This is a genomic window from Nodosilinea sp. FACHB-141, assembly GCF_014696135.1.
In the GTDB taxonomy this organism is placed as follows: domain Bacteria; phylum Cyanobacteriota; class Cyanobacteriia; order Phormidesmidales; family Phormidesmidaceae; genus Nodosilinea.
The window spans coordinates 740345-764166 of the sequence record NZ_JACJPP010000011.1; the positions used below are offsets into that span (position 1 = coordinate 740345).

Below are 23822 nucleotides of genomic sequence, written 5' to 3' on the forward strand. Positions count from 1 at the left end.
CGCTCTCTGGGGCTGATTACTGAGTCAGGGCGCGAATGAATTCCTGAAGCTCGCTGAGAAAGCCGCCTCGTTTGCCCTTCGGAGCCGCTGCGCCGGACTCGCTGGAGTCGGCCGTAGCCTCGCCCATCAAAATGCGATCGATTGCTTCACCGGAGGGTTTTTCGGGCAATTCGGCCCGCAGCTCATAGCCACTGTCGGTCTCTTGCCACACCTGCCAGGGGTTAGGGTAGCAGCGCAACAGCACGGCACCCTCCATGGGCCGCAGGTAGTAGACCGGCTCTAGGGTGCTGAGGAAGCGATCGCGCAGCTGCCGTCCAGCGTAACCAATGCCAATGGTGGCCACGTCTTCGAGCTTGGGATTGAGCATGATTACAAAGGCATCGCCCGCTTGGGCACACATCTCTTCGACCTGGTTAACCTCGAGCGACGAGGGCTCCACGAACAGGTAGGCCTGGTCGCCCGGCTCCATCTCGCTGTGGAGCTCACCGATGGCCCGCACGACAAAGTCGGGGTTGCCCCAGTCGCGGCGGGCCAGAGCCGCCGCCCCCGCATCGGGAAAATAAACCTTGAAGACCAGGCCCAGTTCTTGCAGGGCGGGGTAAAACTGCTGGGCCACGGGCATCCCCTTCAGCTCGGAGTAGGCCAGCTCGACCACCATCCGAGGCACCCCCGCCTGGATAGCCGCTTGGGTAGCTTCCCGAGCCTGGGCGATCGCGTCTTCGAGACTGGCTGGAACGCCCGTAGTTGTTACAGAATCCATCGCACTATCCATAGCAGGCTCTATACCGGAGATAAGGTCAAAGGAACGAGGGCACGCTGGAGCACCTGGCGCAGCACCATCGCCGTCCAGTCAACATCGGCAGCGGTGGTGTGCCGCCCCAGGGTAAGGCGAATGCCGCAGCGGGCTGCGCGATCGCTGTAGCCCATAGCCAGCAGCACTGGGCTGGGGCTGATCTGGCCACTGTGGCAGGCCGAGCCAGCGCTGATGCCAATGCCCGCTAGATTCATCTCGCGCACCAGAGTGCGACCGCTGACGCGATCGCCATCGGCGGTGGCAATGCAAAAGCTAGCGTGGTGGGGCAGCCGGTGGCGGCGATCGCCTGTGGGCACCAGCTCAGCTACATCGGCCAGCTGCTCAAAGAGGCGATCGCGCAGCCCAATTAAACGCAGGGTCTCACTGGGCATTTCCGCCGCCGCCAGGGCCGCCGCCACCCCAAACCCCGCTAACACCGGCACCGCTTGGGTACCCGATCGCAGACCAAACTCCTGGCCGCCCCCCCCCAGTAGCGGCTCTAGCTCAACCCTGGGGCGTACATACAGTGCTCCAGCGCCCTGGGGACCATAAATTTTGTGGCTAGAAAGCGATAGCAGGTCGACCGGCAGGGTTTGCACATCAATGGGCAGCCGCCCTGCCACCTGCACCGCATCGGTGTGAAATAGCGCTCCGTGGTCACGGGCCATCTGACCCAGCACCTCAATGGGCTGGAGCGTGCCCACCTCGCTCTGGCCATAAATAATCGACACCAGCACGGTGTTGTCGCGCAGGGCCTGGCGCAGATCGGTCGGGCTCACCTGCCCCTGGGCATCCACTGGCAGCCGGGTCACCTGCCAGCCCAGCTGCTCAAGGTACTGAGCTGGCTGCTCAATGGCGGAATGCTCTACCGACGAAATAATCATGTGCTGAGGCACTCGGTAGCGCTGAGCCACCCCGAGCACCGCCAAGTTGTCGGCCTCGGTGCCTCCCGCTGTAAAGATCACCGAGTTGTCGTCAGCGTTGAGCAACGACGCCACCTGCAAGCGCGCCTGCTCTAGAACGGTGGCGGCTTGGCTGCCCCAATGGTGCAGGCTGGAGGGGTTGCCCCACTGCTCAGCCATGGCGGCCTGCATAGCGGCGATCGCCTCCTGACGAGGGGGCGTAGTAGCGCTGTAATCTAGATAAATCTGCATAGCGGGCTCGACAAGAGAACAGCGCCCCCAGGGGCACAAAGTCCATCCTAGCAGGGACGCTATCCCCAACGGGCAAACAAAATTTCGTGAACTACGGCCACTTTGCCCTAAAGCAGCACTGCCCTACGACCTGGCCGCTAGTGCTGCCACCGGTGGGGTGAATACTGGGGGGCTGGGTACCTCGGCGGTGCTGAGCAATCGGTCGACTACGCCCATGTGCCAGCCTAACCGCCAGAGGCTGCTGTGCGATCGGAAGCCAGTCCCTAAAACCCGCAACCCCCACAGCGGAATCAGCACTGCGCGTGGCGCCAGACCGTGCAGTTGCATGCCCTGATCGCGGTAGCGCAGGTAAAGGGTAGCTAGCCCATAGCCCCAGTTATAGGCTTTGCGGTAGGTTGCCTGGCGGGCCTCCACAAACGACTGCTTAGTACCCGCGCCGTGACGGTAGTGCACCACCGCCTCGGGCACATAGGTCAGGGCGTGGCCTGTCATCTGCACACGAATGCAGTAGTCGGCATCTTCTAGGTGAGAAATCGCTTCATCGAACCCGCCCACCGATTCGTGAATGTCTTTGCGGACGGCCAACGCGCAGCCGCCAGCAAAGGGATAAAAGGGCGTTCTAAAGTTTTGCAGACCCTGGTTTTGTGGAGTGTTGACAGCGCCCGGATTGAGCATTTCGTTGTCAAGTCGGCAGGCTAGAAAACCGTGGCTAGCGAAAGCTTGTTCCAGCGCCTCAAGCCACCCTTGATCGACGACATCATCGGCGTCGCAGAAGGCCAGGTAGTTACTGTTGGCCACCTTGGCCCCTGCGTTGCGGGCGTGAGAAGCGCCTTTTACCCCCGCCGCATCAATCACTTTTAGGCGTGGTAGGCGATCGCGGTATTCCTCAATTACGGCAAGGCTGCTGTCGGTGGAGCCGTTGTCGGCCACGATCACTTCATAAGGAGAAACGGTCTGCTTCGCCAGAGCCTCCAGCTGCTGCCCAATAACCGCTGCCTCATTGAAGCAAGGAACAATAACGCTTATTTTCATAGTTTTCGTTAGCCATAATTTAGGTAGGCAGGCGACTCGCGATCATAGTGCTCCACGTCCCTCGGTCATCCTTATTTGGCCTTAGGCAGGCATAACACCGGGCCAATAAGTAACCGGCTTTAATTCGCAATCCTACTTTCGCGCCTCCGTGAACCCCATCTGCTAGAAGACAGAGATGCCCAACTAGCGGCTTTAGCGGCTGGTTAAAAAGTTAAATGAACAGCGATGGCCTAGAACGTCCAGAGTAATGGACGTGGATATGGCGACCACTGTGCCCAAGACACGGCTAGCAAAAATTGGGGCGGTGCACTTGCCTATAGCGGTTGCACCAGGGGTTGGGCAAGACATCCTAAATGAAAATTGCCAGGGCGATCGCCCCGGCAAGGCTCACTAACGCGAAGCTATGCGCCCAGGGCGATCAAAACAAACGTTGAGACGGGCTACGACCCAGCCAGTAGCCGATTGACCACGCCCATGTGCCAGCCCAACCGCCAAACGCTGTTGTGGGACTTGAACCCAGACCCTAAAACTCGCAGACCCCACAGCGGGATTAATACTAAGCGCGGCGGTAGCCCGTACAGTTGCATGCCCTGATTGCGATAGCGCAGATAGAGCGTAGCTAGCCCATAGCCCCAGTTGTAGGCCTTGCGGTAGGTCGCCTGGCGGGCCTCAAAAAAAGACTGCTGGGCATCCGTAGCGTAGCGATAGTGCACCACCGCGTCAGGCACAAACACCAGGGGATGACCGGCCATCTGCACCCGAATGCAGTAATCGGCGTCTTCTAGGTGGGGAATGGTTTCGTCAAACCCGCCCACCAACTCGTGAATGTCTTTGCGAACGGCCAACCCGCAACCCCCGGCAAAGGGATAAAAGGGCGTTCTAAAGTTTTGCAGGCCGTCGGTTTGTGAGGTATTGGCTGTATCGTTGTTGAGTTTTTCGTAGTCGAGGCGACAGGCTAAGAAGCCGTGACTGGTGAAGGCTCGGCTCAGGGCCTCAAGCCACCCCTCACTGACGATGTCATCGGCATCGCAAAAGGCCAGGTAGGCACTGGTGGCGGCCTTAGCTCCAGCGTTGCGAGCGTAGGAAGCGCCCTGCATCTCCGCCGCATCAATCACTTTTAAGTTCGGTAGGCGATCGCGGTATTCCTCAGCTACAGTGCGGCTGTTGTCGGTAGAGCCGTTGTCGGCCACGATCACCTCATAGGGAGCAACGGTCTGCTTAGTTAGAGCCTCTAGCTGCTGCCCAATAAACGGTGCGGCGTTGAAGCAGGGAATGATAACGCTTATTTTCATGGGACGATTCAGGGTGGGAGGACAATCCGCGATCGCAGTGCTCCGTAGTTACGTATTTAAGCCGTTTTGTAAGTCTTTTACCCAAGAACAACGGTTAACCGTCTGGATAAGTCGACTTGCAATGCCACGCTAGTGTATAGCTCCGGTTTCTAAAAGCAGGAGATGTATCGAAGAGATTTATGTAAATAGCGTAGATGTGCCTTGAATAGGCGGACGTGGTCTTAGAACTGGATGGGAACTCTATAAAAGGAAGATAGAACGCCTTAAAGGAGTTTCTGGAGTCATGTGGAGCTGCATTACTGTAAATTTCATCACACAAACGCAGGCTTCAGGATGGTCCTGCTGGTTGTGCTATTCAGAAAGGCCTGGGGCTACATGAATATGTGTAGTCCGGGCAAACGGTGCTCAACTCCAGCGATCGCCACTACGGCTTTGGGGTCAATTTCTGCCGCTGGCTCTCCCTGGGCCTGAAGCGCTGCCGCTGCTACGTCAGCCACCCGTTCAGGGCCGCTCTGGTGCAGGGCGTTTAACCAAGCCCAACCACAATCGACCAAGCGTTCTACATCGATGCCTCCATAGGTGGGCTCAAAGGGGCGCAAGCGGTTCACCCCTTCTCCCAATAGAATACTGGCCCCTTTCCAGTTGTGGTTGCCCAGGTGATAGAGCCCCACCGCAATTTGCAAAATGCCCTGATAAAACGGCTTTTCGAGGGTGTTGGCCTCCATCCAAATGGCTTCGAGTACGTCGTGGCAGGCATAGTACTCGCCTTGGTTAAACAGAGCAAGACCTTCCCCCAGGCGGGGATCAACACTATCGCTAGAGATATCGACGGCCATAACTATGGGGGAACTGGCCTAAAGGGATAGTTCCATCCTAAGGCAGAGGTGTTATCCTCCACTGTGAGTGTGAGGTGTGAGGAAAATTAACATGGTAAGTTCTCCGGTGAGGCCGACGGGCACGGTACCTGTCAGCCAGCAACTCATTGATACTGAAGCTGTTGTCGAGCGATCGCCGAAGGGATTGGGCGGCCTACAACTTCCCGCCGGTCCGCTGTTTGGCACCGATGGCATTCGTGGCAAAGCAGGAGATCTGTTAAATGCTCCCCTAGCCATGGAAATTGGCTACTGGGCTGGGCAGATCATGCAGGCGCAGGGCTTGACCGACGGGCCGGTTATTTTGGGCCAAGACTCCCGCACCTCTGGGCACATGCTGGCTACTGCCCTCTCCGCTGGGTTGACCTCGGCGGGGCTAGATGTGTGGCACATTGGACTCTGCCCAACCCCGGCTGTGGCCTACCTGGCTGAGTCGTGCCAGGCTTTGGGCGGCATTATGATTTCGGCTAGCCACAACCCGCCGGCAGATAACGGCATCAAGTTTTTTGGCGGTGATGGCACCAAGCTGGCTAGCAGCGTGCAGTCTGCCATTGAAGCGGCTCTACGGGGTCAGGCGACGTCGCTCGCCTCTAAGTCTAGCTGGGGGCAGTGCTATTACCGCCCTGAGTTAGTCAACCGCTACGCCAGCTTCTTGCATGAGCCCCTGCTGCCCGGCCTCGATCTGGCGGGCATGAAGGTGGTGCTCGACATGGCCTGGGGGTCTGCCACTCGCCTGGCTGAGCAGGTGTTTGTGGAGGCCGGGGCTGAGGTGATTGCCCTGCACGGTGTCCCTGACGGCGATCGCATCAACGTCGGCTGTGGCTCGACTCACCTGGAACCCTTAAAGGCTGCGATTCAGGCCCACGGGGCTGATCTGGGTTTTGCCTTCGACGGCGACGCCGACCGAGTGATGGCGGTGGATGCCCAGGGTCGCGTGGTTGACGGCGACTATATTCTCTATCTCTGGGGCAAGCGGCTGCAAGAGCAGGGTCGGCTGCCCAACGACACCCTGATTTCTACAGTGATGGCCAACCTGGGCTTTGAGCGCGCCTGGGAAAAGCTGGGCGGTACCCTGGTGCGTACCCAAGTCGGCGATCAGCATGTGCATAGCGAAATGGTGCTCCGGGGGGCTAAGCTCGGGGGCGAACAGTCGGGCCACATTCTCTGCCACCACTACAGCCTGACCGGCGACGGCATTCTCACCGCTCTGCACCTGGCGACTCTAGTGCAAACGCTGGGTGGCTCGTTGGCGGCTCTTGTGGATGACAGTTTCCAGACCTACCCGCAGAAGCTTCAAAATGTGATGGTGGCCGATCGCGATCGCCGCCTCAACTGGCAAGACTGTGCCCCCGTTTGCCAGGCTGTTGAGGCCGCTGAGCAAGCCATGGGTGACGTGGGTCGAGTGCTGGTACGCCCCTCCGGCACCGAGCCGCTGATTCGAGTCATGGTCGAGGCTGCAGACGCAAGCTTAGTCGATCGCTGGACTCAGCATATTGTGCAGGCCGTCACCCAGCACCTAGCAGTGTAGCTACCAAGATTCCTGGGTTTTGGAAAAACTCAGGGACCTGGATTTGCTCAGCAACAAGCCAGGTGTTTCCCAATCAATTACCCAATTTTGGGGCTAGTCAGGAACAGCTGAAAAACCGGTATAGCGGTCACGCTTAGCCAAAATACAGCGGCCACCATGGGGGCAGATAGACGGGGATGTTTCCCTCATCTATCTGCCCCTTGATTGCGTTTGGAGCCTAGCGATGGTGGCAAGCTTTTTCAGCCTGGTGTTGGTGGTAATTTTGCTGGGCATTTTTGGTCTGGCCCAGTGGTGGCAAATTCCTGTGGGCAACTTCGCCGACTGGGTTGTGGGTTTGGCCAGCTTTGGCTGGCTGCTGACGATTACCACCGTGCCTTGGAATATCTACTTTGAGGCCAAGGGAGCGCTGAGCGAAGCAACCCTATCGACAGAAAATGGCATTGCGGTGGATGATCGCCAAGTTGACTACGTGCGATCGCTGGCCCGCTGGTCCCTACGGCTCGTTCTCGGGCTGCACCTGCTCACGGCTATGGGCCTCTACCTGCTTGCCAGCACGGGCGTCAGCCAGCTCGGCTACTGGGGCTCGGCCGCCGCCCTGCTGCTCAGCGGTTTGCGGCCCGCCCTGCGCACCTACCAGTATTTTGCCGCCCGCATTGCCGCCATCCAGCAGCAGTTTAAGTATCCCCGTGAAGATGTGGTGTGGCTGCGCGATCGCCTCACCCAAGCCGAAACCAAGCTAGAACAGCTCACCACCCAGCTCGATACCAACGATCCCGCCTCCTGGGCCGCCACCGAGCAGCGCCAGCGCCAGGCCCTAAGGCAGGATCTCACGGTTCTCGCCACGGAAGTCATGACCCTAACCGCTACCAATCAGACGGAGCACCAGCGATTGGCGTTAGAAGGACAGCAGGCGATCGCCCAACTCAGTGCCGATGGTCAGTTTTTAGAGCATGTGCGCGAAATCATTCGCTTCTTTAAGGCGGCGTAGAGAAGAGAAAGTAATGGGGTGATGGAGTATGAGGAGTAAAAACAGTCTCTAGAGTTCCTCCTCACCTATCCACCCCATCACGCATTCCCACTCCCAAGATTCGCTATAGTGATTTCCCGAGCCAGAAATACCTTCACTTCTATGATCGACACTACCGACCTCAAGCGCGAGCTGGACGAACTCACCAATCGCCTGGGTAAAACCCAGGAGTATCTTTGACATTCCTGCCCTCGAAGCCCGCATTCAAGACCTCGAACAGGTTGCTGCCCAGCCCGAGTTTTGGGATGACCAGAGCAAGGCCCAAGACACCCTGCAAGAGCTGAGCGACTATAAGGCCAACCTCAGCCAGCTCACCACCTGGCAAAGCAGTCTCGACGACACCGTTGCCATTCTCGAGCTGCTGCAGGAGGACCAGGATGAATCTCTTTTTCAAGAAGCTCAGGCCACCGTTACCAGCCTTAGCCAAGAGCTCGATCAGTGGGAGCTCCAGCAGTTGCTCTCTGGTCCCTACGATAAGAAAGGAGCTGTACTCACCCTCAACGCCGGGGCAGGGGGCACCGATGCCCAAGATTGGGCCGAGATGCTGCTGCGCATGTACACCCGCTGGGCCGAGCGCCAGGGCTACCAAGTGCATTTGGTAGAAATATCCGATGGTGAAGAGGCCGGACTGAAATCAGCCACCTTAGAGATTACCGGACGCTACGCCTACGGCTATTTGAAGTCTGAGAAAGGCACCCACCGCTTGGTGCGAATTTCGCCTTTTAACGCCAACGGCAAGCGCCAGACCAGCTTTGCCGGGGTAGAGATTATGCCGATTCTCGATCAAAATATTGAGCTGGATATCCCCGAAAAAGATCTGGAGATCAAAACTTCGCGATCGGGTGGAGCCGGTGGGCAAAACGTTAACAAGGTGGAGACAGCGGTGCGTATTACCCACTTGCCTACGGGCATTTCGGTACGCTGCACCCAGGAGCGATCGCAGCTACAAAACCGCGAAAAGGCCATGATCATCCTCAAGGCCAAGCTGCTGATTATTGCTCAAGAACAGCAGGCCAAGGCGATCGCCGAAATTCGCGGTGACATGGTCGAAGCCAGCTGGGGTGCTCAAATTCGCAACTACGTGTTTCACCCCTACCAGCTGGTCAAAGACCTGCGCACCGGAGTCGAAACGACTGCCATTGAAGATGTCATGGCCGGGGAGCTTGAAGCCTTCATTCAAGCCTATTTGCGCCAGGAAAATCAGGTGCTGCAAGAGCAGACGGTCTAGGGCGTAAAGCGTAGTCTGATGAAGTCAGCCACTAGGGCGACCCCTGATAGTGCTGCCCCGCTACCCACCGAGAAAACCCAGTACATTAAAGCTATCTAGCACTGCGACGTTTCCTATGAGCCAAGAGCAACCCACCCTAGACCCGACTGCGACCCCGCAGCCCTCGCCAACCGCCTCTACTGAAGCGCCCCCCAGCTTTGTCAAATTGGCCATGCGCAACATGGTTAAGAAGGGCGGCAAGTCACTGTTTCACTTCTCGCTAACCGTAACCGCTCTGCTGACTCTGCTGGTGGGTTTAGCCTACCTGACCCGTTAACTATGGCCGCAACTCTTTCCCCCGTGCCTACCCTAGAGGTGGCCCTAGACCCAGAGCATCCCGAGGCTGAGGTGATATCTACCGACGAGTGGGAGACCTGGTTCACTCAGTGGGGTCAGCAGATGGCCGTGGAGGGGTCGCCGATCGGGTCCTACGAGCTATCGCTTAAACTGACGACCGACGAGGCGATCGCCGCCCTCAACCACCAGTTTCGCCAGCTCGACCAGCCCACCGACGTGCTCTCCTTTGCCGCGCTCGAAACCGATTTTCCTCAGATTGACGAAATTTTAACTACCGAGCCCCTTTATTTGGGCGACATTATTATCTCCCTAGACACTGCCGCTCGTCAGGCAGCAGAAGCGGGTCACTCCCTGCGCTGGGAGACAGCTTGGCTAGCTGCCCACGGCTTCCTACACCTGCTGGGCTGGGATCATCCCGATGACCCTAGCCTGGTCGCAATGCTAGACAAACAAAGTGAATTGCTCGCTACTGCTGGGTTAAAGTCTGAAGAAGTAGGCTAAATTAGCCCTGATTCGTTCTCCACGGTACGGTATAGGGGCATATCGCCTAATGGCTTATATCAGTAGTTGTCTATGACCCTCTATAGCGAAAAATCTGAGACAGCGGTGTCGGTGCCTGAGGCTAACCTCAGTCCGGTAGACCGCTCGCTCTCTTGGAAGGTAGCCACAAATCTACTAGTGAGCTTCAGATATGCCTGGCAGGGGGTGGCTTATGCCTTTCGCACCCAACGCAACTTTCGCATTCACGTAGTGGTGGGCAGCTTTGCAGTCAGTTTGGCGATCGCCCTTAGCCTCGCTCCGGTAGAACTGGCAGTGATCATTCTCACCTGCGGCATCGTGCTCACCATGGAGCTGATCAACACCGCCCTAGAGTCGGTGGTTGACCTCACCGTCGAGCAGACCTACCACGAACTCGCTAAGATTGCCAAAGATTGCGCCGCCGCCGCCGTGCTGATCTCGGCGCTGATTTCTGTGTCGGTCGCCGCCTGTCTGCTACTGCCGCCGCTGTGGCAAATCCTGCAGCCTCAGTTTTTTTAGCCTCAGATTTTTAACCCCATTCTGCCTGCGCCCATGATTTTGGTCATCGACAACTACGACAGCTTCACCTACAACCTGGTGCAGTATCTGGGCGAACTGGGGGCCGAGCTACCGGTGGCAGGCGACCTGCGGGTGTTTCGCAACGACGAGATCACAGTGGATGACATTACCGCTCTCAAACCCGACGGCATCGTCATCTCCCCTGGCCCCGGCACTCCCGACGACTCAGGGGTTTCGCTGGAGATCATCGAAAAGCTTGGCCCCACCCTGCCTATCCTCGGCGTATGTCTGGGCCACCAGAGCATCGGGCAGGTGTTTGGCGGCGACGTGGTGCGCGCCGCTGAACTGATGCACGGCAAAACCTCGCCTGTCTTTCACACCGGCCAAGGCGTATTTGCCGGTCTAGAAAATCCTTTTTTGGCTACCCGCTACCACAGCCTGGTGATCGATCGCCCCACCTGCCCCGAGACCCTCGAAATCACCGCCTGGGTTGAGGACGGCACCATCATGGGCGTGCAGCACCGTGACTACCCCCACCTGCAAGGGGTGCAGTTCCACCCCGAGAGCATTCTCACCGAGTCGGGTCTGCAAATCTTGCGGAATTTTTTGGTATCGCTGCCGGTGCCTGTCGCAGCCTAGTTGTAGCGTAAAGACAATGGCGGCTAAGAATTACTGAGCAGAATCTGGCTGAGTCCTCTGCTGTTGGGTCTCCCATCCGCCTCCAAGCCGACCCGCAGCTACAATTAGAGCTAAAGCTTTTCCGGGGTTCTCAGCCATGAGCGTTGCCAAAAGCCCAGTTCGCTGGACCACGAAAGACATCGAAGCGCTCCCTGAGAATGAGTGGGTTCGCTACGAGATTATCGACGGAGAGCTGTTTGTGACCAGGTCGCCCCACCACAAGCACCAGCAACTAGCTGGCCGTATTTTTGCCGCGTTGGATAGCTGGGCTCTCAGTTCCGGCCAAGGCGAGGCATCCATCATGCCAGGGCTGATTTTCTCCGACGCCGACAATGTTTCTCCTGATGTAGCCTGGGCAAGCACCGAGCGAATAGCCCAAATCCAAGACGAGGCCGGCCACTTCCAGGGTGCCCCGGAGTTGGTAGTAGAAGTGTTATCGCCGGGCAAAGCTAACGAAGACCGCGATCGCTCCGCCAAGCTTAAGCTCTACTCCATCCAAGGCGTCTTGGAATATTGGATTGTCGATCGCACGGCGCAGCGCATCGAGATCTACTGTCGCGAGCAGGCTCAGTTAGTCTTAGTTGCCACCCTTTTAGCCCAGGACACGATTACCTCAGACCTGCTGCCGGGATTTGCCTGCGAGGTAGCCCGCTTGTTTGCAGCGCGAGGTTAACCAGCAGTAGTAGAATACGAACACGGTATTAACGTTTGTAACAGAATCTCTCAGGAGTCAAGCATGGGCCGGAAACAGGCGATCGTGATTGGGGCTGGGGTAGGCGGGCTATCCATGGGTATTCGTCTGCAAAGCCTGGGGTTTGACACCACCATCGTTGAGGCACTGGATGCCCCTGGTGGGCGGGCCTATGTGCGCCGCGAGCAGGGCTTTACCTTCGACATGGGGCCGACGGTGATCACGGTGCCCCACTTTATTGAAGAGCTATTTTCGCTGGAGCGCGATCGCGCCAACCTGACCACCGAAGACTTCCCCTCCACCATCGTCGATGAGAACAAGCGCATCAAAGAAGGGATTTCTGGCGGCCCCAACACCAGCCGCTACGTGCAGATCGTCCCGATTCTGCCCTTCTATCGCATCTACTTCGACGACGGCACCTTCTTCGACTATGACGGCGACGAAGCTCATACCCACGAGCAGATTCTGGCCCTGGGCGAACCGGGCGATCTAGAGGGCTATAAGCGCTTCCACGAGCAGGCTCGCGCTATCTTTGAGCGGGGCTTTTTAGAGCTGGGCTACACCCACTTTGGCGATGTCGGCACCATGCTGAAGGTCGCCCCCGACCTGCTCAAGCTCGATGCCGTGCGCAACCTGTTTCGCTTTAGCGGCCGTTACTTTAAAAGCGACAAGCTGCGCCAGGTGTTCACCTTCGAGCCGCTGCTGGTGGGCGGCAACCCCCTGTCGGTGCCCGCCATCTATGCCATGATTCACTTTGTCGAAAAAACCTGGGGCATCCACTTTGCCATGGGCGGCACCGGGGCGCTAGTGCAGGGCTTTGTGAAAAAGTTTGAGGATCTGGGCGGCAAGATCAAATACAACGCGCCGGTCAGCAAAATCAACGTCACCCGCAAAGACGGCAAGAAGGTCGCAACGGGCGTCACTCTGGGCGACGGCTTAACGATGACCGCCGATGCTGTTGTGTCGAATGCCGACTGGGCCACCACCTACGGCAAGCTGATCGAGCCCCAGTACCGCTTTTGGAACAGTGACCTGCGGGTGAAGGTCTCCCAGCAGTCAATGTCGGTGTTTGTGATCTATTTTGGCTTCAAGGCTGACGGCAACGAAACCGAGAAGCTGCGCCATCACAGCATCATTCTTGGCCCCCGCTACGAAGAGCTGCTCAAAGATATCTTTGGTCGCAAGATCCTTCCTAAAGATTTCTCCCAGTACCTGCACCTGCCGACCCTCACTGACCCGTCGCTAGCGCCTCCTGGACATCATGCGGCTTACACCCTGGTGCCCATGCCTAACAACAAGTCGGGCATTGACTGGTCTGAGGTGGGCGATCGCCTGCGCGACATCGTCTTCGACTTCCTCGATGAGCGCGGCTACTTGCCTAACCTGAGAGAGCGGCTGGTGTGCCACAGCTACATCACCCCTGACTACTTTGAAAACACCCTCGACGCCTACGCGGGCAATGCTTTTGGCCTCGAACCCCTGCTGGTGCAGTCGGCCTTTTTCCGGCCCCACAACCGCAGCGAAGACATCCACGGCCTCTACCTAGTAGGGGCAGGCACCCAGCCCGGTGCTGGCACCCCTAGCGTGATGATGTCGGCCAAGATGACGGCGCGGCTAGTGGCGGAGGATTATGGCGTAGATGATGCGATCGTCAGTGGTCAGGCAAGCCCCGAGCTAAGCATCCGCTAGATCAGGGCCAATGTAGGGTGGGCAGTGCCCACCCGCTACTGCTGAGGGTTTGCTCAACATACTCGCAGCAGTAGCGGTGCATTGCGGTTCAGGACTAACCTGGGGAAAGCGTAGGGTTGGGGCCCCGCTAATGCACCCTACCCACCCTTGGGGATTAGCAAACCTAAAACTGCCAAATCCAAAATCCGAAATTGGTACGTCCAGTTCTATGGCTGGCTCAAAATGAGGCGATAAACCGGCGGTTTGCGGTCTACACTAGGCTAGCCAAAGCTATACGTGCGGGAGTGAGAGTGCAATGAAACGGCGACAACTACTGGGTTACGCAGGGGCAGGGTTGGGGTCCACCCTGGGGCTAAGTCTAGTCGGCTCCGCAGCCCAGGCTCAGACCGCAGGCGTCACCATTCGCAGCCTGGGTCATACGGCCTTTCTCTTCACCGGCGGCGGGCGGCGCATTTTGGTCAACCCCTTTCGCCGCATTGGCTGCACGGCTGGCTTCCCCTCCCCAGCCGTGCCTGCCGACCTGGTGATGATCAGCAGCCGCCTGTTTGACGAAGGCTATCTGGAGGACCTTCCCAATGAGCCTCGCGTACTCACCGACCCCGGCATCTATGACTTTGAAAACCTGAGAGTGCAGGGCATTCTTACACCCCACGATCGCCAGGGCGGACGGCGCTTTGGCAACAACACTGTGTGGAAGTGGACCCAGGGCGGTGTCACCATTGTTCACATGGGCGGAGCCGCTGCACCGCTGGGGGTAGAGGAGCAGATTTTGCTGGGCCGCCCAGACATTATGCTGGTACCCGTGGGTGGTGGCCCCAAGGCCTACACCCCTGCCGAGGCGGTACAGGCTGTGCAGGTGCTAAAGCCTAAAATTGCGATTCCGACTCACTATTTGACGACGGTTGCTGGCGAAAGCTGCGAACTTTCTCCCGTAGACGAGTTTTTGAGTCTGATGCAGGGCACTCCGGTCACCCGTGCCGCCAACGGTTCTTTGAGCCTGCGCCCCAGCGACCTGCCCACCCAGGGAACGCGGATTCAGGTTTATCAGTACCCTAGAGCGTAGGCTGTTATAAGGGACTTAGGGGTTTAAGGTATCAGGTATAGGGTGCAGGTTTTCCCCTAAGCCTCGTAACCTAAACCCTCCACCCATCGACCCTTCCACCCATCGACCCTCCGCTATGACTTCTTCCTACGCCCACCGTCGTCAGCGTGCTATGGACCTCATTGGTGGCGGCACGGCCGTTTTTGCCAGCGCCCCTCCGGCGGTGATGCATAACGACGTAGACTACCCCTTTCGCCAGGACAGCAATTTTTACTACCTGACGGGGTTCAACGAGCCGGGCGCGGTGGCCGTGCTGGCTCCCCACCACGATGAGCACAGGTTTGTGCTGTTTGTGCGCCCAAAGGATCCTGAAAAAGAAACCTGGTCGGGCTATCGGGTCGGGGTAGATCTGGCCAAGGAGCGCTTTGGGGCCGATGAGGTCTACCCCATTGGCGAACTCGACGAGCACCTGCCCAAGTATTTAGAAAAGGCCGATCGCCTCTACTACCACTTTGGCCACGACCAGGCCTTAAACAACCAGGTGATGCGCCACTGGCAGCGGCTGCTGGCCACCTACTACAAGCGCGGCACTGGTCCGGTCGCCATCGAAGACGCCAGCTTAATGATGCAGGCCCTGCGGCGGGTGAAGTCGGCAGAGGAGCTGGATCTGTTGAGAAGGGCGATCGCGATCGCCGCCAAAGCCCACAACCACGCCCGCGACATCACCCGCCCCGGTCGCTTTGAGTACGAAATTCAGGCCGAGATGGAGCACATCTTTCGCCTGGAGGGAGCGATGGGGCCAGCCTACACCTCGATTGTGGCCTCGGGGGCCAACGCCTGCATTCTGCACTACGTTGAGAACAACCGCCAGATGCAGGAGGGCGACCTGCTGCTGATCGACGCGGGCTGCGCCTACGACTACTACAACGCCGACATCACCCGCACTTTTCCAGTAGGGGGTCGCTTTAGCGACGAGCAGCGAATTTTGTATGAGCTGGTACTGGAGGCGCAGCTGCGGGCGATCGCCGCCGTTAAACCCGGTGCCCCCTTCAACGAATTCCACGATGCCGCCACCCGCACGATCACCGAGGGGCTGGTGGAGCTGGACTTGCTGGCGGGCAACGTGGACACCTTGATCGAAGAGAAGAAGCACAAGGCCTTCTTTATGCACGGCACCGGCCACTTTTTGGGGCTAGACGTGCATGACGCGGGCATTTTGCGGAACCCCGATAAAACCTGGCAGCCGTTTGAGGTTGGCAACGTGGTTACGGTCGAGCCGGGTATCTACATTTCCCCCACCTATGAGCCGGTAGAGGGGCAGCCCCAGATCGACGATCGCTGGCGAGGCATCGGCATTCGCATCGAAGACGACGTGTTGGTGAACGAAACCGGCTGCGAGGTTCTAACCGCTGCGGTGCCCAAAACACTAAAAGATATGGAACGTTGAGGACTTTGTGAAACCATGATCGGCACTCAATCAACCGCAAAAACGGTCTTCCTCCTAGTCTCCATGGTGGGTTGGCTGCTGGTGGGAGCGGCCATGATGTATCTGTTTCCAGCGATCGCCGATGGGCTGGTGGGCAGCGATCTCACCCACCTGTGGATGATCAATCTCGCTCGCAGCGGCTACAACCCGACCCTTGGCTGGGTCGGAGGCGGCATAACTCTAGCGCTAACCGTAGCCGGTAACTGGGTGTGGTATCAGTACTTTGAAGGTAAGCGTTAGGGCGATCGAACTAACTTTTTAGGTTTGTTGCGGGAATTTGTTATTATCCGGTTCCCTTAAACGAGCTGGCTATAGTGGGAAAGCTCGATGAGGGCTCACGGCTTTAGCAAGACTCTAATGGCATATCCAAAACCAAATTCCCAGCCTCTGCAAACCCACTTTATCTATCGACAGCAACTCCACAGCAGTCTAGCTTTGGCGGCGGTGTTTGCTTCTCTGCTGGCTGGGTGCGACAGCAGCAGCACCACTATCAGCGACCAAAATGCTGAGGAGGCGATTCCGGCGGTGTTCTACGAAACCACGGAGCAATGCGAAGCCGACACTACCAAACAGCAGCAAGAGTATCAGGTCTTACTTGAGGCCCACCAGCAGAATCAACTGGCCCAGCCCCCCACTCCCCCAGTGATGAAGGTCGAAGACTGCGCACCACAGATGCAGGCCGCTCAGCAGGAACACGATCGCACCGCTCCGGTCTATTCCAGCCTGGCAGACTGCCAGGCCGAAGGGGTACAGTGCGAAACCACGCCCGCCAACGCTGAAACTAGTGGCTACCGACCGGCCTATGGCGGCACCTTTCTTTACCCCTATAGTTCTCCCAGCTTTGTCTATCTCAATTTTGGCGGCACCAACCGCAGCGTCTATCAACCCCACACCGTCTTCCGCAGCAGTCAGCCCGGGCAGGTAGTTACCCCCCTCGGACGCACCGTTCCCCAAACCAGCCCCGGGCCGGTGTCGGTGCCGCGCCACACCAGTGTAGTCGCCCCCCAACGACCCACCGGCACCGCAGCTAGGGGCACCATTACCGGTCGCAGCAGCCAGGGATTTGGCTCAACCTTCAAAAGTACGGGTAGGGGTGGAAAGTAGTCGCTTATGAAACCCTTCAAGGTAGTTCGACGTCGCAACTGGCAGCAGCACATCCAAGCCAACGCATACCAAACTGAGGTATTGAGCGACCCAAAGCAGCAATATTGGGTCGAGGCCCTGCCCCAGCCCTTTGCTCTCCAGTTTGATACGCAGGAAGAAACTGGGATCGCGACTGCCACCGAGCAACTGTGGCAGATGTGCGTAGAGTTTTTAGACTGGTTCTTCACCGACCACGAGCCGGGGGATGTCGATCGGCGTTTAGCCAGCTTACAAATTCGTCCCGATTACTGGTCAGCGATCAGGGCCAGCTGGGATCGCACCGACCCGGTAGAGGACCTCTCCCTCTGCACCCGCTTTGATCTGGTAGTCACCGAAGACGGCCAGATCAAACTCATCGAAATCAACGGTGAAACGCCGCTGCTGGGGGCAGAAACTATTTATCAGTGGAACTGGTTGGTCGACTACAAGCGCAACCACCAAACTGGCTCATTTCCCCTACCCAACGACGCCAGCCAGTTTAACGAGTTTTGGGATATGGTGGCTGGTCAATGGCGGCGCATTGCTGAGGCCTACAACCTGCGCCAAACGGGCATCTCCTTCCTAGTCGATGAGAACCTAGAGGAAGATCTAGAAATGGCCATGCAGCTGATCCAGATCCTCCACGACGAGGTGGATAGCGACATCTACACCCAAATTGTCTACCTACGGGGCCTCCAAGATGGGCAGGGCCAAGAGGTGCAGCGGGGGCTGGGGCTAGATGAGGAAGGCTATTTCGTCGATCACGTTAACGATCGCATTCCAGTGCTGTGGAAAATCTACGACTGGTCTGACATTCAAAACGACATGGCCAATGCCCAAGCAACCCCTGCCCTCGCCCATCGCTTAGAGGCTGGAGATATAAAGGTGATCGAACCCCTGTGGAAGCAGGTGCTCTCCAATAAAGGGGCCATGGCCCTGATGTGGGACCAGTTCCAAGCTTCTGACTATAGCCCCTATTTGTTAGCAACCTACTTTGACAGCGATGTTTCCCCTGAAGCTACAAAGCTGATGTTGGAGATGCACGTCAAAAAGCCCATGCTGGGGCTAGAGGGGGTGGGCACCTCGATTGAGACAGGAGTTGGTGAACTGGAGAAACGGGACGCCCTGGGCTACGGTTCAGAAGGGTTTGTCATTCAAGACTATATCGAACTCCCCCAGGCCTTTGGCTACCACTACATGGTCGGTAGCTGGGTCATCAACGGCGAGGCGGCGGGCATCATCCTGCGCGGAGACACCTCGCGCATTACAGGACGCCACTGCCTGATCATTCCCCACATTGTCTCCGATGATGGGCTCTATATTGCCGGTATTTAGACCGAGGGCAGGCTGCAGTTTTCTTACGGGTGAGGTCGATGATATTGGCACGCAAGCCCAAACTGGGGCAAAACCGTTGGGTTTTAGATCAAGTTCTCCCCCTCAATTCCTCCATTGCAGAACAGTATTTTACTCACGCCCCCAACGGGGTTTGGCAAAACTTTTGCAGCTTGCTCAGTCGAGACGTCTATTCAGAAGGAGACTCCCAGTCGTTGTACGACTATGTGATGTCGCGCCAAGCAGAAATGTCAGCAGACTTTCTAGCCATGCTAGGGCTCTGGCTGGCCGATGAACTTAAGCACTACGAAGCCCTGCGACGCACCTATCACTGCCTGTCAGGGGTAAGTTTTGTTGACATGGATCGCTGCTTTTCAGAACGGGTTCATGACTTTGATCCGCTGCAAATCACCCTGCAAGACGAATTTACGCTGCTGGTAACGTTGATGTTTGATGAAATTGGCTCCGTCTACTCCTACCGACGAGATTTGGCCGAATATTACCAACATTTCGGGCCAAATATTCAGAAGATCGGCCACCATCTGGTCAAAGACGAGGGTATGCATTTCAACAACGCGGCTGAACTGCTGTTAGCCCATCACCAGCATCGGCTGGGGGACGTTAGGGCCTTTCTGGAGAAGATTTCCCAGTTGGAAGGCAGTTTAAAGACCTACTACAAAACTTTTTTTCTAGACCATGCCCAAGAGCAGTATCGATTTCCCAAACACTTTAACCAGGTCATTATTCGCGTTATCTTGGCCCGTCTAGGGTTGGGCCAGCAACCCACGTCAAAAGAACTGAAAGAACTCTGGCAGTGGATACCAGAGGGGTATAGCTTGGTACCAATCTTTGACGCCGCAACCCGGCATCATGCCGCTGCTGTTAGCTAGTCGTTTCACCTCGTGGGCCAGCTTGTTGGCGGCGGGACCGGCTGCTTTGCATCTAGGGGTAGCGATGCCGGATTCTCTTCTCATCACCGAGTGGGCCATGCTGCACTCTAGCCAATCGAATGTTTATTCGCTGGGCTAGCGGTCATTGCCATCAGTTATTGCCCTCAATCATCGTTTCGATTTCAGCACCCCCACGGCTTTCAGCCTTGCCACAGTGCCCCGTTCCGTACAAAACAGCACCGTTACTAATCTCCGCCATCCTATTGCAGCAGTTGATTTAATTAGGACACTTTGACAACCAGAATTCTCGGGTAGGGGCGTTGCAGTGCAACGCCCCTACATCGACCTGTCCTAACCCAATAGACGCTGGTAGTAGCCTGTGGCTCAAGTCTGAGCACCCACCGCTTGTAGACAGCAGTTCGCTTGGGGACTGCCCCCATGCCTTACCGCAACGAGCTTCAGAACTGCTTTGGTTTTGAGCCCTAGAGTGGCTTTGATACAGGTAGGAGGTGGGGGCACGGGGTTTAACGGAATAGTCCAGCTTCAGTGCACTCGGTGTGAGCGCACCTAATCGACTATATTTCACAAAAAGGGTTGAAACGCTCCTATACTCTGCTAAGATATGAAACTGCAAATGCAAAACGGGCGATTAGCTCAGTTGGTAGAGCGCCTGCCTTACAAGCAGGATGTCACTGGTTCGAGTCCAGTATCGCCCATGTCTGTTGTACGTTCGCACGCTAAATGTCGCGATTCGCAGATTAGCGTCGTTTTTCGCACAATCATGTCGCTTTAGGGGAAACCTGGTAATCCTACAAGCAAAATTGCGATTCGCAAATTATGTGTCGCAGATAACTCATTAAAAAAGCGGATTCAATATATTTATTGGATCCGCTTATTGAAAAATAGACTTTTTAAAATTCTGTTCGCAGTGGTTTTGAAATGAACTGCCATAGCCCCCTTAGTTGTAAGGCAGGCGCTCCTTTCAACCCTCCATGTAAGCTTAGTCTATGAGTCCTAGGATTTGTATGACTAGCAGCGAGTAGATTTAATTGCTCAACCCACCCATTGCTGGGAGGGCTTGTTCAACAGTGCGCGACTAGCCAAAACATGAAACAATGTTCGCCTTTCAACCCGCCCATTGCTGGGAGGGCTGATGCGACTCCGCAGCTCAAAATCCTTAGTGTGAGCAGGTTCTAGACCATATTTTGACTAACCTACTCGCTGTGGCTTTACTCTGACGGGGTTGGAGAGTGCTAGATCTCGCTAGTAACCTCTCAAAGATGTTTCAGACAAGCCTTTCAGGACTTTGGCAAACCCGCTGGGAATTTTACCCTTGCTTAGGTTTGCCAGAAAATATTGGGGAGGGTTCCTCCTTGATCGGAGGCGATTCGGTAGCCACCACTCCAGTTGCCCTACATTACTAAGAATGTAGGGGTTTCCTGTACCCTCACGAGGTGAAGGCTTTACTTCCTTTGCCGAGTGCGCACCTAAGCTACATTAGAAGAGAGCACTCAACTAACTTAGCAAACCACCCTTTCTCAGATAGCTGAGGCGGGCGGCGGCTTCAGAGCACATTCTTTGACTAGGTCTCAGAACACGCTCATTGGAAGCGGACAGCTACCAGGGCCGGAAAGAAAAGCTGTTGTTCAACAGCCAAACTGACCCTCGTTTTTCACAGTTCAGCGGCTTTAGAAAGCATGAACTGCGGCGCTAGAGTCATCATATTCTATTTTCAAGGTATAGGGGTACTGGTTAGTTTGGTTTTACTGCTGCCTGACGGCGGTAGTAAGCGAATAGGGCCACATCGCGGGCAGTCTCCTGGGGACTGTCTCCAACCAGCGTTGGAACAACCTCAACTGGAATGCCCAGCTTGGCAGCTTTGCTTTTGATTTGCTCCGTGAGCTGGTTATAGCTCCAGTGATGCAAGCGCAGGCTAGCGGCGCGGGCATAACGCTTTTGGGCGGCTGCCGAACCGACAATTTTGATAGCTGCTCGGGCTCGGAGCTGGGCTTCTAGCTTGTCCCTTAGCCCTTTGGTCTCTGGCAGCGCGATAGCAGACGCCTGGGCTCGATAAGCGGCATCTACAACTCGTTTAGCCAAGACTTGATTGAGGTAGGTCCCCAAATTGGCTTCTTGGTAGGGAGCATAGTGATCCTGTTTAAGGGCTTTATGGCGTTCATGGCCATGGCGCTGCTGTTGGATCTTTCGCCGTCGGAGGAGATGAGACTGATCGGTTTTGGCGTCGGTGGTTTTGAGCAATTGCCGGGTCGATCGATAATAGAGGGCTTGCTTGCTTTGTAGATCGACTACGGCAAGGGTAACAGGGTGCCGTAAGGCAAAGCTAACGCCTAGGATCAAGTGGGATTGCCCCTGGTAGGACTCCCGACTGGGCAGGGAAATAGGATACTGTTCGATAGATTGGAGTCGATTTACATTCCCTTGCCGTTGTTTGGCGACTTTGCTGGTAGGGTCGGGGGGTGAAAGGTCGGGATTTTGAGTGCTCTTAAGCTTTTTCTGCCGCTTCTGCTCGATGCCCTCTTGGGTTAGAAGCTGGGTATCGATCTGACAGTGAAGGTAAAGGTAATTATCTTCCCAAGGGTGCCCTGTAGGTTGGTGGGATGACTGATTGGCTGGTTTCCAGAGCAGGCTAGCAGTACGGAGGAGGAGAAGACTACCGGAGATGAGGCCTTTGCCACGTTTATAGACATCCCAATCCTGTACAAACCGTTGGAAGTGGTGGTGCTGTCTGCGATCGCACTGCACCCTAAACACATGCTTGCCTAGCCCATTGAACTTGACGCAGATTTGTTGCTTGGGCGGTTTAGCTTTACCTCGGGGTCTTTCTTCAATAAACCAGGTCAGGTCATTATTGCTGCCATACAAGATGGGATAGGGGAGAGGATTGGGGTTCCTTAGCAGTTGGGCCTTCCATTGAGCTAGCTCTTCTGCGCTGTCAGGAATTTGGTAAGTGAGCAATTCCAAGGCTTTCAAAAAGGTTTCGTCTGTCAGGTCTCGGCCCTTAGGTAAGCTGCTCGTTAGCTGTTCTTCTAGGCGCTTAGCAGCTTTTTGCTTGCTCAAGAGCATACGCTGATAGCGTTCGGGTTTCTCTGGCTTTTCTGACACTGCACAGCCATGCTTGAGTACATGAACAACGACACAGCGGATTAGCAGAGAGGAAGACTCGTCGTAAAGTTGGAAGAGCCGATTTGCTAGCTGGCGTTTTGAGACGATTTTGTCACTCTGCTCGCGCCGTTGTTGGCTGCCTTTATGAGACGGAGAAGGTTTGGGCTGGTCTGCTTGAAGCTGGTCTGTGACGCTTTGTAAGATTTCCCTAGCGCTGGACTGAAACGAGTCCCAATCTAAACCGCATAGTTCCAGCATGTCGGCATCGCTTTTCAGGATGCCGAGCCAGCGTTTAAGACCATCTAGCCGTTGCTGGCGGGATGCTTGGAGGGCAAACCAGGCATCGTAGGTATAGGTCACCATCATGGCGGCAGAGCTGTAGAAGCGGCCCGGTTGCCCAGAGAAGCGCTCATCTAGTCTGAGCAAAGTGCAGAGGTTGCGAACCACCTGCATGGGCAGCTCTCTACGCTGTCGCCAGGTTGTAAAGTCATCGTGGTGCTGGATGACCTGCATGAGTTCCGTGACTAGCGGGGTATTGAAGTTGGCCATCAGCTCCCATAGGTAGCGGCGAGTTGTTTCAGAGGCCGTTAAACGGCACTGGATGGTGATGATGCTCATAGGGAATTTAGTAGTGACGCAGAAACGGGAAAGTGTTCTATTTTTTAGAAGGTTTACCGGCGATCGCCGGTAAACCTTCCCTGGATGTCGGAATTGACTTGGGTAGGAAGGGCTAAAGTACAGGATGAAAACATCGGTACGGTCAGCCTTTGGAGCCAAAAGCGTTTTGCCAGAAATATGCCCGTTTGACAGAATCTGACTGGGGCTATAAGAGCAACTGGGAGCGTTTGCTGGCCCACTGCTGCCGGATTTCGGTCAAAACGGTAAGGACCTGGGGCACCGCTCCAGACTTTGAGAAATGCCCAGAGGCTTACCGGGAGCGCCTGGCCCAGATCGATGTGTTGAAGCAGGCTGAGCAAGTTTTGAGGAAACATCAGCTTCACCAGGACTATCTGGACACACTGGAATAATTGCTATTTTTTAGCATAATCTTTTATAGTTCTTCTGAACTATGACCGCAAGTGTTTTGCGGAAAGAGGTGGTAGTAATGGCAGATGGGGATCTTGAGCCTTGTTGTGCCGCTGATGGGGGGAGTCACCTACTGGGTAGAGCACCTCGCCGATCGCCCCAGGTTCGAGAGGGCTGGTTCTACTGGATTGAGCCCATGGAAGGTAAGTTTGGGCTGTTCCTGCGCGATCGCGAGGGCTGCCTGTACTGGTGCGACCTAACGTTTGAATCTTGGATCGCGGCTGAAGCTGCGTTGAGGGGAGTTCTTTGGCGCAATGCCGGTGGGTTGTTTTGCAACCCCAGTGACTGGCTAGCGTTTACAGAGCTTCAGGAGCCGTAATCCCGGGCGAGGGCAGCAATCCTGATAACCGTGGGAACACTGGAATAGTGATGTAGATCTAGCG

Annotated in this window: 24 protein-coding genes and 1 tRNA gene; 19 read left to right on the forward strand and 6 right to left on the reverse strand. The window is 56.3% G+C overall.

Annotated features, from left to right (window positions below; genetic code table 11):
• Window positions 1–16: 16 nt before the first annotated feature.
• From H6F59_RS11810 to H6F59_RS11820, 3 genes are all read right to left on the reverse strand, one after another.
• Window positions 17–760: a DUF1995 family protein gene (locus H6F59_RS11810; protein ID WP_190699332.1), complete on the reverse strand. Its 744-nt coding sequence runs from the start codon at window positions 758–760 to the stop codon at window positions 17–19.
• Window positions 761–780: 20 nt separating this feature from the next.
• Complete coding sequence (locus tag H6F59_RS11815; RefSeq protein WP_190699335.1) at window positions 781–1947, reverse strand: cysteine desulfurase family protein; 1167 nt, start codon at window positions 1945–1947, stop codon at window positions 781–783.
• Window positions 1948–2070: 123 nt separating this feature from the next.
• Window positions 2071–2979, reverse strand: a complete 909-nt coding sequence (locus H6F59_RS11820) for a glycosyltransferase family 2 protein (RefSeq protein ID WP_190699338.1) — start codon at window positions 2977–2979, stop codon at window positions 2071–2073.
• A gap of 259 nt (window positions 2980–3238) precedes the next feature.
• On the opposite strand from H6F59_RS11820, the gene H6F59_RS26745 reads away from it, so the two are divergent.
• Window positions 3239–3373, forward strand: a complete 135-nt coding sequence (locus tag H6F59_RS26745) for a hypothetical protein (RefSeq protein ID WP_277882414.1) — start codon at window positions 3239–3241, stop codon at window positions 3371–3373.
• Between the two features lie 46 nt (window positions 3374–3419).
• Here the strand turns inward: H6F59_RS26745 and H6F59_RS11825 are convergent, their stop codons facing one another.
• Together H6F59_RS11825 and H6F59_RS11830 are read right to left on the reverse strand one after the other, a co-directional pair.
• Entirely contained in the window at window positions 3420–4271 is an 852-nt protein-coding gene (locus H6F59_RS11825) for a glycosyltransferase family 2 protein (protein WP_190699341.1), read from the reverse strand.
• Window positions 4272–4642: 371 nt separating this feature from the next.
• Window positions 4643–5107: a DUF309 domain-containing protein gene (locus H6F59_RS11830; protein ID WP_190699344.1), complete on the reverse strand. Its 465-nt coding sequence runs from the start codon at window positions 5105–5107 to the stop codon at window positions 4643–4645.
• Between the two features lie 91 nt (window positions 5108–5198).
• Between H6F59_RS11830 and glmM the strand changes: the two genes are divergently transcribed.
• From glmM to H6F59_RS11910, 16 genes are all read left to right on the forward strand, one after another.
• Window positions 5199–6671, forward strand: a complete 1473-nt coding sequence (gene glmM, locus H6F59_RS11835) for a phosphoglucosamine mutase (protein ID WP_190699349.1) — start codon at window positions 5199–5201, stop codon at window positions 6669–6671.
• A gap of 223 nt (window positions 6672–6894) precedes the next feature.
• A complete protein-coding gene (locus H6F59_RS11840; protein ID WP_190699352.1) occupies window positions 6895–7659 on the forward strand; it encodes a hypothetical protein in 765 nt (254 codons plus the stop codon).
• Window positions 7660–7800: 141 nt separating this feature from the next.
• Window positions 7801–8926, forward strand: a protein-coding gene (prfB, locus tag H6F59_RS11845; protein ID WP_199325734.1) for a peptide chain release factor 2 whose coding sequence is annotated in 2 segments (ribosomal slippage) — window positions 7801–7875 and window positions 7877–8926 — 1125 coding nt in all. Because the reading frame shifts where the segments join, the coding sequence is not laid out codon by codon here.
• A 115-nt stretch (window positions 8927–9041) separates the two neighbouring features.
• Complete coding sequence (locus tag H6F59_RS11850; protein ID WP_190523709.1) at window positions 9042–9242, forward strand: DUF3285 domain-containing protein; 201 nt, start codon at window positions 9042–9044, stop codon at window positions 9240–9242.
• Window positions 9243–9244: 2 nt separating this feature from the next.
• On the forward strand, window positions 9245–9763 hold the full coding sequence (ybeY, locus tag H6F59_RS11855; RefSeq protein ID WP_190699364.1) for an rRNA maturation RNase YbeY: 519 nt from the start codon (window positions 9245–9247) through the stop codon (window positions 9761–9763).
• Between the two features lie 72 nt (window positions 9764–9835).
• Window positions 9836–10300, forward strand: a complete 465-nt coding sequence (locus H6F59_RS11860) for a diacylglycerol kinase (protein WP_190699368.1) — start codon at window positions 9836–9838, stop codon at window positions 10298–10300.
• A gap of 33 nt (window positions 10301–10333) precedes the next feature.
• Entirely contained in the window at window positions 10334–10939 is a 606-nt protein-coding gene (locus tag H6F59_RS11865) for an aminodeoxychorismate/anthranilate synthase component II (RefSeq protein ID WP_190699371.1), read from the forward strand.
• Between the two features lie 136 nt (window positions 10940–11075).
• A complete protein-coding gene (locus H6F59_RS11870; protein ID WP_190699374.1) occupies window positions 11076–11651 on the forward strand; it encodes a Uma2 family endonuclease in 576 nt (191 codons plus the stop codon).
• Window positions 11652–11714: 63 nt separating this feature from the next.
• Window positions 11715–13358: a phytoene desaturase family protein gene (gene crtI, locus H6F59_RS11875; protein WP_190699377.1), complete on the forward strand. Its 1644-nt coding sequence runs from the start codon at window positions 11715–11717 to the stop codon at window positions 13356–13358.
• Window positions 13359–13653: 295 nt separating this feature from the next.
• Window positions 13654–14421 (forward strand): MBL fold metallo-hydrolase, encoded by a 768-nt coding sequence (locus tag H6F59_RS11880; protein WP_190699380.1) that lies wholly within the window; start codon window positions 13654–13656, stop codon window positions 14419–14421.
• A 115-nt stretch (window positions 14422–14536) separates the two neighbouring features.
• A complete protein-coding gene (locus H6F59_RS11885; RefSeq protein ID WP_190699383.1) occupies window positions 14537–15847 on the forward strand; it encodes an aminopeptidase P N-terminal domain-containing protein in 1311 nt (436 codons plus the stop codon).
• Between the two features lie 15 nt (window positions 15848–15862).
• Window positions 15863–16126 carry a hypothetical protein gene (locus H6F59_RS11890; RefSeq protein WP_199325735.1) on the forward strand — a complete coding sequence of 88 codons (264 nt, stop codon included), beginning with the start codon at window positions 15863–15865 and terminating at the stop codon, window positions 16124–16126.
• 117 nt (window positions 16127–16243) lie between these two features.
• Window positions 16244–16990: a DUF1190 domain-containing protein gene (locus H6F59_RS11895; protein WP_242021394.1), complete on the forward strand. Its 747-nt coding sequence runs from the start codon at window positions 16244–16246 to the stop codon at window positions 16988–16990.
• Between the two features lie 6 nt (window positions 16991–16996).
• Window positions 16997–18343, forward strand: coding sequence for a glutathionylspermidine synthase family protein (locus H6F59_RS11900; RefSeq protein WP_190699387.1), 1347 nt, complete (start codon window positions 16997–16999; stop codon window positions 18341–18343).
• Between the two features lie 44 nt (window positions 18344–18387).
• Window positions 18388–19230, forward strand: a complete 843-nt coding sequence (locus H6F59_RS11905; RefSeq protein ID WP_242021395.1) for a hypothetical protein — start codon at window positions 18388–18390, stop codon at window positions 19228–19230.
• Window positions 19231–19873: 643 nt separating this feature from the next.
• A tRNA-Val gene (locus H6F59_RS11910) sits at window positions 19874–19946 on the forward strand.
• A 1036-nt stretch (window positions 19947–20982) separates the two neighbouring features.
• On the opposite strand, the gene cas12k is transcribed toward H6F59_RS11910, so the two are convergent.
• Complete coding sequence (gene cas12k / locus H6F59_RS11915) at window positions 20983–22971, reverse strand: type V CRISPR-associated protein Cas12k (RefSeq protein WP_190699393.1); 1989 nt, start codon at window positions 22969–22971, stop codon at window positions 20983–20985.
• 185 nt (window positions 22972–23156) lie between these two features.
• Between cas12k and H6F59_RS11920 the strand changes: the two genes are divergently transcribed.
• Together H6F59_RS11920 and H6F59_RS11925 are read left to right on the forward strand one after the other, a co-directional pair.
• Window positions 23157–23381, forward strand: coding sequence for a hypothetical protein (locus tag H6F59_RS11920; RefSeq protein WP_190699396.1), 225 nt, complete (start codon window positions 23157–23159; stop codon window positions 23379–23381).
• Window positions 23382–23458: 77 nt separating this feature from the next.
• Window positions 23459–23758, forward strand: coding sequence for a hypothetical protein (locus tag H6F59_RS11925; RefSeq protein ID WP_190699399.1), 300 nt, complete (start codon window positions 23459–23461; stop codon window positions 23756–23758).
• Window positions 23759–23822 lie beyond the last annotated feature (64 nt).

Excerpts from the sequence above, each read along its gene's own strand:
- H6F59_RS11850 (WP_190523709.1), top strand. The coding sequence starts at position 9,042 with ATGAGCCAAGAGCAACCCACCCTAGACCCGACTGCGACCCCGCAGCCC.
- cas12k (WP_190699393.1), bottom strand. The coding sequence starts at position 22,971 with ATGAGCATCATCACCATCCAGTGCCGTTTAACGGCCTCTGAAACAACT.
- H6F59_RS11825 (WP_190699341.1), bottom strand. The coding sequence starts at position 4,271 with ATGAAAATAAGCGTTATCATTCCCTGCTTCAACGCCGCACCGTTTATT.
- H6F59_RS11890 (WP_199325735.1), top strand. The coding sequence starts at position 15,863 with ATGATCGGCACTCAATCAACCGCAAAAACGGTCTTCCTCCTAGTCTCC.
- H6F59_RS11900 (WP_190699387.1), top strand. The coding sequence starts at position 16,997 with ATGAAACCCTTCAAGGTAGTTCGACGTCGCAACTGGCAGCAGCACATC.
- H6F59_RS11865 (WP_190699371.1), top strand. The coding sequence starts at position 10,334 with ATGATTTTGGTCATCGACAACTACGACAGCTTCACCTACAACCTGGTG.
- H6F59_RS11830 (WP_190699344.1), bottom strand. The coding sequence starts at position 5,107 with ATGGCCGTCGATATCTCTAGCGATAGTGTTGATCCCCGCCTGGGGGAA.
- glmM (WP_190699349.1), top strand. The coding sequence starts at position 5,199 with ATGGTAAGTTCTCCGGTGAGGCCGACGGGCACGGTACCTGTCAGCCAG.
- H6F59_RS11895 (WP_242021394.1), top strand. The coding sequence starts at position 16,244 with ATGGCATATCCAAAACCAAATTCCCAGCCTCTGCAAACCCACTTTATC.
- H6F59_RS26745 (WP_277882414.1), top strand. The coding sequence starts at position 3,239 with ATGGCGACCACTGTGCCCAAGACACGGCTAGCAAAAATTGGGGCGGTG.
- H6F59_RS11840 (WP_190699352.1), top strand. The coding sequence starts at position 6,895 with ATGGTGGCAAGCTTTTTCAGCCTGGTGTTGGTGGTAATTTTGCTGGGC.
- H6F59_RS11820 (WP_190699338.1), bottom strand. The coding sequence starts at position 2,979 with ATGAAAATAAGCGTTATTGTTCCTTGCTTCAATGAGGCAGCGGTTATT.
- ybeY (WP_190699364.1), top strand. The coding sequence starts at position 9,245 with ATGGCCGCAACTCTTTCCCCCGTGCCTACCCTAGAGGTGGCCCTAGAC.
- H6F59_RS11810 (WP_190699332.1), bottom strand. The coding sequence starts at position 760 with ATGGATTCTGTAACAACTACGGGCGTTCCAGCCAGTCTCGAAGACGCG.
- H6F59_RS11815 (WP_190699335.1), bottom strand. The coding sequence starts at position 1,947 with ATGCAGATTTATCTAGATTACAGCGCTACTACGCCCCCTCGTCAGGAG.
- H6F59_RS11880 (WP_190699380.1), top strand. The coding sequence starts at position 13,654 with ATGAAACGGCGACAACTACTGGGTTACGCAGGGGCAGGGTTGGGGTCC.
- H6F59_RS11870 (WP_190699374.1), top strand. The coding sequence starts at position 11,076 with ATGAGCGTTGCCAAAAGCCCAGTTCGCTGGACCACGAAAGACATCGAA.
- H6F59_RS11860 (WP_190699368.1), top strand. The coding sequence starts at position 9,836 with ATGACCCTCTATAGCGAAAAATCTGAGACAGCGGTGTCGGTGCCTGAG.
- crtI (WP_190699377.1), top strand. The coding sequence starts at position 11,715 with ATGGGCCGGAAACAGGCGATCGTGATTGGGGCTGGGGTAGGCGGGCTA.
- H6F59_RS11885 (WP_190699383.1), top strand. The coding sequence starts at position 14,537 with ATGACTTCTTCCTACGCCCACCGTCGTCAGCGTGCTATGGACCTCATT.
- H6F59_RS11925 (WP_190699399.1), top strand. The coding sequence starts at position 23,459 with ATGGCAGATGGGGATCTTGAGCCTTGTTGTGCCGCTGATGGGGGGAGT.